Annotated in this window: 6 protein-coding genes; 3 read left to right on the forward strand and 3 right to left on the reverse strand. The window is 74.2% G+C overall.

Translation table 11 applies throughout. From position 1 onward, the window contains the following. Nucleotides 1-254: 254 nt before the first annotated feature. Nucleotides 255-1,328 carry a ThiF family adenylyltransferase gene (locus ACI78V_RS22495; RefSeq protein ID WP_456854941.1) on the reverse strand — a complete coding sequence of 358 codons (1,074 nt, stop codon included), beginning with the start codon at nucleotides 1,326-1,328 and terminating at the stop codon, nucleotides 255-257. 109 nt (nucleotides 1,329-1,437) lie between these two features. Next, nucleotides 1,438-1,590, reverse strand: coding sequence for a DUF5679 domain-containing protein (locus ACI78V_RS22500; protein ID WP_012950213.1), 153 nt, complete (start codon nucleotides 1,588-1,590; stop codon nucleotides 1,438-1,440). A 388-nt stretch (nucleotides 1,591-1,978) separates the two neighbouring features. Between ACI78V_RS22500 and ACI78V_RS22505 the strand changes: the two genes are divergently transcribed. Beyond that, nucleotides 1,979-2,638: a M48 metallopeptidase family protein gene (locus ACI78V_RS22505; protein ID WP_456854943.1), complete on the forward strand. Its 660-nt coding sequence runs from the start codon at nucleotides 1,979-1,981 to the stop codon at nucleotides 2,636-2,638. A 27-nt stretch (nucleotides 2,639-2,665) separates the two neighbouring features. Here ACI78V_RS22505 and ACI78V_RS22510 read toward each other — a convergent pair whose 3' ends face one another. Next, entirely contained in the window at nucleotides 2,666-4,060 is a 1,395-nt protein-coding gene (locus tag ACI78V_RS22510) for a zinc-dependent metalloprotease (RefSeq protein WP_456854945.1), read from the reverse strand. Nucleotides 4,061-4,172: 112 nt separating this feature from the next. Here ACI78V_RS22510 and ACI78V_RS22515 point away from each other — a divergent pair, with 112 nt between their 5' ends. Both ACI78V_RS22515 and ACI78V_RS22520 read left to right on the forward strand, forming a co-directional pair. Further along, entirely contained in the window at nucleotides 4,173-5,195 is a 1,023-nt protein-coding gene (locus tag ACI78V_RS22515; RefSeq protein WP_456854947.1) for a YlbL family protein, read from the forward strand. Nucleotides 5,196-5,393: 198 nt separating this feature from the next. Then, complete coding sequence (locus tag ACI78V_RS22520; RefSeq protein ID WP_456854949.1) at nucleotides 5,394-8,342, forward strand: UPF0182 family membrane protein; 2,949 nt, start codon at nucleotides 5,394-5,396, stop codon at nucleotides 8,340-8,342. Nucleotides 8,343-8,462 lie beyond the last annotated feature (120 nt).

Below are 8,462 nucleotides of genomic sequence, written 5' to 3' on the forward strand. Positions count from 1 at the left end.
GTCGCGGAACCGGCGGTGCCGTGCGCCCGCGTGACCTCGCACGCTCGGTTCCGCCGCGCTCCTCGCTGGCGCTCGTCGGTCGCGGAACCGGCGGTGCCGTGCGCCCGCGTGACCTCGCACGCTCGGTCACGTGTCCTCCTCGCTGGCGCTCGTCGGCCGCGGTCACGGCTGCCCCGGATGCGGGGGCGCAGGGCGCACTCTGCCGCCATTGTCCCCCGAGCGGCAGGCGCAGCGCCGTCGGAGGCGACTCGATGTCACCTCGCCGGCGTTCCGGCGACCGCGACGCAGCCGCACTCCGGGTGGGCCGGCCAGCGGCGGGTGCGGGGGAGGAGGTCGGGGAGGCGCAGCTCCAGGGTCGCCCCCAGGGTCACGGGTGCACCGCCGCCGTCGAGGTAGGCGAGCACCTGCACGGTCGCGACCACCGCCGTCGTCAGGCAGGTGAGCGTGGCACCGCCGGGTACCGCGCTGCCCGCGGTCAGCTGTGCGGCCAGGGCGGGCCAGCGCGGGTCGGCGTCCCTGCGGTGCAGGTCCGCGCAGCGCAGGCAGCTGCTCGCGCCGGGGACGACCAGCGGCCCCACCACACCCGTCTCGCCGCGGACGGTGGCGACCAGGTGGGCGACGCCGCGGGCCTGCAGGTCCGTGGTAGCCGGGTCGGAGGCGGCCCACGGTCCGGTGAGCACGACGAGGTCGGGGGTGACGCCGGCCGGTAGGGGGCGGAGGTCGGCCTGCGGGCTGGCCCGCCGCACCGCGTCGGCCGCCGCGAGGACCCGGGGACGGCCCTCGTCGGCTGCGTCGAGGCCACCGACGACGGCCTCCCCGGCGGAGACCAGACCGGTGTCGCTGACGCTGACCCGACCCACGCCGCTGGCGGCCAGGAGGCCGGCGAGGGGCACGCCCACCCGGGTGGCGCCCTCGACCACCACCGTCGCCGTCCGGCGGTCACGCCAGGAGGACCCCGCCGGTGGACCCGCCCCGGTCGCGGCGGGCAGCTCCACCCGCGTGCGGGCGGCGGCGGCCGGCCCCGCGGCGGCGGCCAGCAGGTCGGCCGCGTCCAGGTCGACCAGCAGACCGGCGGCACGCAGGCCGTCGAGCAGGGCGGTCACGGCCGTCGGGTCGTGACCGGCGTGCGCGGCCTCGGCGACCACGGTGCGCTGGGCCCGGCGCCCGTCGAGCCCGCGCAGCAGTGAGGTGAGACCGGTGCCGGGGCTCACGAGCAACCCGTCGGTCGTGTCGACCCCGCCCACCCGCACCGCGACGTCGCCGGTGGCCGTGGTCGACCGCAGCAGGGGGACGGTGGGCGGGAGCAGCGGGTGCGCGGTCTCACTCACCCGGGCAGCGTGCCAGCGGCGGCGGCCGGCCCGCCGGCGTCGTCCACAGGTCGGGGACGACGACGGCGGCGCCCGCAGTGCGGGACGCCGCCGTCCGGGGCCGGGGAACTCAGGCCTTGCCGAGGATCCGGTTCATCTTGGTGCCGCACACGGGGCAGGTGCCCTGCGCCATGCGGCGGCCGGACTCGCTCACCTTGACCTCGCCGTCGAAGTCGCGCTTCTCCTTGCACTTCACGCAGTAGCCGTTGTAGCTCTCCGCCACGGTGCCTCCTCGTCGTCCGGACCTCTGGGCACCCGTCTCGGGCGCCCTTGCCCGGGAACGCTACCCGGCACGGGCCGCCGTCCCGGCCCGACGGGGAGACGCGGGCCCACCGTCGACCCACAGCCTGTGGACAGACCTGTGGAGCGCGTGGGGACGTCGCGGCGTGTCGCTGTGTGCAGGCCGGGGACGGGAGCGGTCCCCTCCCTCGGACGACCGGCCCGACGTACCCGTCGAGCTGCACGGACACCGTTCCCCGGGGTGTGGACGGGAGCCGGATGAGGAGCGTCCCCGGGACGGGCGCCGTCGTGTCCACCGTCCGTGCGACAAAGCCCCGTGTGGGGGCGGGTCCCTGGCGCGGACCCGCGCCGGGGGGAACTACGGTTCCTGCGTGCCCGGAACGACCCCCGACGCCCCGCGCAGCCCCGTCCTCGCCGCTGCACCGCGGGAGGGCCGTCGGGCTGCCCGCGCCGTCCCCGCGGACGGTGCGGGGTCGGCGACGGTGCTGCCGGAGGGCGTCGAGGTCCGGCGCAGCGCCCGACGTCGCCGGACGGTGACCGCCTACCGGGAGTCCGGCCGCACGGTGGTGCTCATCCCGGCGGCCTTCAGCCCGGCGGAGGAGCGGCGCTGGGTGGCCCAGATGGTCGCCAAGCTGCAGACCCGTGAGGAGCGGCGCCGCCGCTCCCTGGGTGGGGACGACGAGCTCATGACCCGGGCCCGCGCGCTGTCGGAGGCGCACTTCGACGGTGGGCCGCAACCGGCCAGCGTCCGCTGGGTCGACAACCAGCAGCGGCGCTGGGGGTCCTGCACGCCGGCCGACCGCACGATCCGGCTGTCCAGCCGGCTGCGGACGATGCCGGAGTACGTCGTGGACTACGTGCTGGTGCACGAGCTCGCGCACCTCATCGAGCCGAGCCACGACGCGCGGTTCTGGGCGCTCGTCGCCCGCTACCCGCGGGCCGAGCGGGCCCGCGGCTTCCTCGAGGGCGTCGAGGTGGCGCACGCCGGTGGCGAGACGCCGCCGACCGGCGACGGCGACCCGGTCGACTGAGCGCCCCGCAGCCGAGGCGCCCCGGCCTCAGCTCCGCGGACCGCCCTCGGGGTCGTCGCGGTCCTCGGCGTCGTCCGCGGTGAGCGCGCGCAGCTCGTCGTCCGCCCCCTGGCGGGCCACGAAGTCCAGCGGCTCGTCGAGGTCGTCGGACGTGGGCAGCAGGTCGGGGTGGGACCACAGCCGGTCCCGTTCGGCGCTGCCGTACCGCTGGGCCATGGCGCCCCAGACCGTCGCCGCGTCGCGCAGCCGGCGCGGGCGCAGCTGCAGACCGACCAGGGTGGCGAAGGTCTGCTCGGCGGGGCCACCGGAGGCCCGGCGGCGGCGCATCGTCTCGGCCAGCGCCCCGTGGCCGGGCAGCCGCTCGCCGGCCGCCTCCGCGACGACGGCGTCCACCCACCCCTCCACCAGGGCCAGCAGGGTCTCCAGCCGGCGCAGCGCCATCTGCTGCTCCGGGGTCTCCTCGGGCTCGAGCAGGCCGCTGCCGAGCAGCTCCTGGATCTTCTCCGGGTCGGTCGGGTCTATGCCGCCCATCGAGCCCATCGCCTCGGTGACGCCGCGCTCGATGGCCTCCCGGTCGACGGTGATGCCCCGCGCGTAGGCGTGGACCGCGTCGTGCAGTTGCTGGCGCAGCCACGGCACGTGCGTGAACAGCCGCTGCGAGGCGGCCTCGCGCAGGGCGAGGAAGAGACGCACCTCGTCGAGCGGGCGGTCGAGGCCGCTCGCGAACTCGGTGACGTTCTGGGGGAGCAGGACCCCGGCCCCGGCCGGCGCCAGGGGCAGCCCGACCTCGGTGCTGGTCAGCACCTCGCCCGACAGCCGGCCCAGCGCCTGTCCCACCTGGGCGCCGAAGAGCACCCCGCCCATGCGGCCCATGAGGCCGCCGAGCGGCCCGGCCATGGCGGCGGCCTCGGCCGGCAGCGCGCTGGTCATGGCGGCCACGACGCGCTCGGCGAGCGGGTCGATCAGGCTGCTCCACGCGGGCAGGGTCTGCTCCACCCACTCGACCCGGGACCACGCCAGCGGCCGCTCCACCCCCGAGGGCAGCTCCGTGACCTGGTCCAGCCACAGGTCGGCCAGCCGCAGCGCGTCGACGACGGCGGTGCGCTCGGCCTCGGACGTCGGCTGCGACCCCGCGGCCAGCGAGCTGATCGCGCCCTGCCGGGCGAGGTCCCAGTTCACCGGGCCGCCCGACCAGCTCATCAGCTTCTGCAGCTCGGCGAACAGCGGCATCTTGGCGAGCAGCTCCTCCGGAGTGCCGACGCCCGCGCCCGCGCCGCCGCCGAACAGGGCACCGAAGCCGAACGGGTCGTTGCCGCCACCCGGTCCGGTACCGAACGGGTCGTTGCCGCCGCCGGATCCGGACTCGCCGCGGCGCTCGGGGTCGCGGTCGGGGACGCCGAAGCCGAACGGGAGATCGCTCATGCCCCCACGGTAGACGCGTGATCTTCCTGCCGGGTCGTCGTCCGCCGGTGGCGGAACCGGGAACCACCGAGGCGGCGGCCGCGTCCGGCCGCGGCACATAAGCTGGCCGGTCGTGACCCGTCGGATGGCCGTCCTCAGCGTCGGTGTCGTGCTGCTGGTGGTCTTCGGCGTGCTGGGCGCCGCCGTTCCGGTGCCCTACGTCGCACAGGTGCCCGGGCCGACGTTCGACACGCTGGGCGACATCGACGGGGAGCCGGTGATCGAGATCCAGGGACGGGAGCGCAACGACGTCGAGGGACAGCTGACGCTGACCACGGTCGGGGTCAGCCGGGCCGGACTCAGCCTGGTCGAGGCGGTGCAGGGCTGGTTCGACGACGAGGTGAGCGTCGTCCCGGAGGAGTCGGTGTACCCGGCCGGGCGTACCGAGGAGGAGACGCGGGAGGCCAACCGGCAGGCCTTCCTCAGCTCCGAGGAGGCCGCCGAGGCCGCGGCGCTGGGGCAGCTCGGTTACCCGGTGAAGGTGGTCGTGCGGGGGTTGTCGGAGGACTCGCCGTCCGACGGGCTGCTGGAGGAGGGCGACGCGATCGACAGCGTCGACGGCCGCCCCACCCCCGACGCGGCGGCCCTGGAGGAGGTGCTGGCCGCCATCCCCGGGGGGTCGGCGGTCACCGTCGGGTACACCCGCCTCGGCGAGCCCGGGACCGCGACGGTGACCACCCGCGCGGCCGAGGACGGCGGGGGCTCGCTGCTGGGGGTGCTCATCCGCGAGCACCCCTCGGCGCCGTTCGACGTGGACATCCGGGTGGCCGACGTCGGCGGCCCGTCGGCGGGACTGATGCTGAGCCTGGGCATCCTGGACCTGGTCGGCGACACCGATCTCACCGGCGGCGCGAAGGTGGCCGGCAGCGGGACGATCGACGCCGAGGGGAACGTGGGCCCGATCGGCGGCATCCAGCTGAAGATGGTCGCCGCCGTGGACGTCGGGGCCGAGCTGTTCCTGGTGCCGGCCGACAACTGCGCCGATGCCCTGGCCGCACCGCAGCCGGGGCTCACCACGGCCCGCGTAGCCACGCTCGAGGACGCCTTGGACGCGCTCGCCGACTTCCGCGCCGGCCGGACGCCGGAACCCTGCTGAGGACGCCCCGGCCCCACTCCGCCTCGGCCGTGGGGGAAGCTGTCGACCGGAGCGGGTGATCGGGGAACCCGGCGCGGTCCCGCGCGTTGGTCTGGGTTGACCGGACCCACGCCGGAGGTCCGGTCGGGCCGGCCGCCCGCGGCCGGCAACTCCGTGGCTGCCCGCCACGGCCGCAACTGAAGGAGACCGCTCGTGGCCATGCGGCCCCCCGTGTCCGTGCCGACGCTCTCGCGGCGCGCGAAGGTGGTCATCGGGGCCATCGCCGTGCTGCTGGTGCTGTTCACGGCCATCGGGACACTCACCAACGTCTACGTCGACTACCTCTGGTTCGACGAGACCGGCTACACCGAGGTCTTCTGGACCGAGCTGCAGACGCGTGCCCTGCTCTTCGCCATCGCCGGGGTGGCCACCGGTGGCCTCACGGCGCTGTCGATCTACCTCGCCTACCGCTTCCGGCCCACGTTCCGGCCGATGTCGCTGGAACAGCAGAACCTCGAGCGCTACCGCCAGTCACTGGAGCCGCGCCGCACGCTGGTGCTCAGCGCCGTCGCCGTCGTCCTCGGCCTGTTCGCCGGGTTCACCGCCCAGAGCAACTGGGAGACGTGGCTGACCTACCGGAACGCCACCGACTTCGGTCAGACCGACCCGCAGTTCGGTCTCGACATCTCCTTCTTCGTCTTCGACTACCCCTTCTACCGGCTGCTGCTGGGCTTCGGCTTCGCGATCGTGCTGCTGTCGCTGATCGGGGCACTGCTGACCCACTACGTGTTCGGCGGGCTGCGCCTGCAGACGCCGGGGCAGAAGCTCACCTCGGCCGCGATGGTGCACCTGTCGGTCCTGCTCGGGCTCTTCGTCGCCCTCAAGGCGGTGGCCTACTGGCTGGACCGCTACGGGCTGGTGTACTCCGACCGCGGCGAGCTGTTCAGCGGTGCCAGCTACACCGACGTCAACGCGCTGCTGCCGGCCAAGACGATCCTGGTGTTCGCCGCGGCCGTCTGCGCGATCGCGTTCTTCGCCAACATCGTCGTCCGCAACTTCCGGCTGCCGGCCGCCGCGCTGGTGCTGCTGCTGCTGTCCAGCCTCGTCATCGGGGTCGCCTACCCGGCGATCGTGCAGCAGTTCGTGGTGCGGCCCAGCGCCGACCAGCGGGAGTCGGACTACATCGAGCGGGCCATCGCCTCGACCCGGCAGGCCTACGACCTCGCCGACGTCGAGTACATCGACTACGCCCAGGAGAGCACCGGCGACGAGGTCGACACCCAGGCGGCGCTGGCCGAGCTGCGCAACGACACCGAGACGATCCCCAACGCCCGGCTGCTGGACCCCAACGTCCTGTCCGACACGTTCACCGCGCGCCAGCAGATCCGCAACGTGTACGGCTTCCCGGAGAAGCTGGACATCGACCGGTACACGATCGACGGCGAGACGCGGGACTACGTCGTCGCCGTCCGCGAGCTGGACAGCCAGGGCCTGTCGGAGAACCAGGACACCTGGATCAACCGGCACACCGTCTACACCCACGGCAACGGCTTCGTCGCGGCCCCGGCCAACGAGGTGGTGGCCGGCCAGGAGGGCGGCGAGCCGAACTTCACCACCCGCGACCTGCCCACGGTCGGCAACATCGACGTCGAGCAGCCGCGGATCTACTACGGCGAGCTGATCGACGACTACTCGGTCGTGGGCGCCCCCGAGGGGTCCACGCCGCGCGAGTTCGACCAGCCCGAGGACGGCTCCGACGAGGGGCAGATCAACAACACCTACGACGGCGAGGGCGGCGTCGCGATCGGCAGCTTCTTCCGGCAGCTGACGTTCGCGATCCACTACCGGGAGCGCAACTTCCTGCTCTCCAGCGCGGTCAACGACGCCTCGCGGGTCCTCTACGTGCGTGACCCGCGGGACCGCGTGGAGAAGGCCGCGCCGTTCCTCGACGTGGACGGCGACCCGTACCCCGCGGTCATCGACGGCCGGGTCACCTGGATCCTCGACGGCTACACGACGTCGGACTCCTACCCGTACTCGGAGTCGATGGAGCTCGGGGAGGCCGCGTCCGACGCCCTCACCGGCACCGGGACGACGGCTCTGCCGAACGAGCAGTTCAACTACATCCGCAACTCGGTGAAGGCCACCGTGGACGCCTACGACGGCACGGTGACCCTCTACGAGTGGGACCAGGAGGACCCGGTCCTCGAGACCTTCATGAAGTCGTTCCCCGGGGTGATCGAGCCGCGCGAGCAGATGTCCGACGAGCTGGTCGGGCACATCCGCTACCCGGAGGACCTCTTCAAGCTGCAGCGCGACATCCTGACCCGCTACCACGTCAGCGACCCGGTCGACTTCTACAACCAGAACGACCGCTGGCAGGTGCCGGCCGACCCGACACAGGACACCCAGGAGGCGCAGCCGCCGTACTACATCCTGGCGCAGCGGCCCGGGGACGAGCAGGCCAGCTTCCAGCTGACCAGCGCGCTCAACGCCTTCCGCCGCGAGAACCTCTCGTCGTTCATCTCCGCGTCCAGCGACCCGGAGACCTACGGCGAGATCCAGGTGCTGCGGCTGCCGGGCAACACGCCGTTCCGCGGACCGCAGCAGGTGCAGCAGTCGTTCATCACCAACAACCAGGTGCGCCCGGACCTCACGCTGTTCAACAGCCAGGAGTCGCGGGCGGTGTTCGGCAACCTGCTCACCCTGCCGATCGGCGGGAACGGCCTGCTCTACGTCGAGCCGTTGTACGTGGAGGGCACGGGCGAGAACTCCTTCCCGCTGCTGCAGAAGGTCCTGGTCAACTACGGCGACCGGGTCGGTTACGCCAACACGCTGGCCGAGGCGCTCGACCAGGTGTTCGGCGCCGGGGCGGGGGAGTCGGCCACCGACAGCGACGGGACGCCGGCGGAGCCGACGACCCCCACACAGCCGACGACCCCGGCGGAGCCGACCACGCCCGCGCAGCCGGCTCCCGACGGCGGCGGCACGGGCGACGTCCCGGCGCTCGAGCAGGCGGTCACCGACATCAACTCCGCGCTCCAGGCCCTGGAGAACGCGCAGCGCAACGGTGACTTCGCCGCCCAGGGGCAGGCCTTGGCCGACCTGCAGGCCGCCGTCGAGGCCTACCAGGCCGCCCAGGGGGCCACGGCGTCGCCGGGCGGCTGAAGCAACCCACACGGGCGGGGGGGGGGGGGGGGCGCCCCCTCCCCCCCCCCCCCCCCGCGGGGCCCCCCCCCGGCGCCGCGGCGCCCCCCGGCGGGGGGGGGGGGCTTTGGGTGAATCTCT

It is taken from the genome of Geodermatophilus sp. SYSU D00742 (assembly GCF_054049935.1).

Bases quoted from the DNA above. Each gene is read 5' to 3' on its own strand.
- ACI78V_RS22520 (WP_456854949.1), top strand. From the start codon at position 5,394: ATGCGGCCCCCCGTGTCCGTGCCGACGCTCTCGCGGCGCGCGAAGGTG.
- ACI78V_RS22510 (WP_456854945.1), bottom strand. From the start codon at position 4,060: ATGAGCGATCTCCCGTTCGGCTTCGGCGTCCCCGACCGCGACCCCGAG.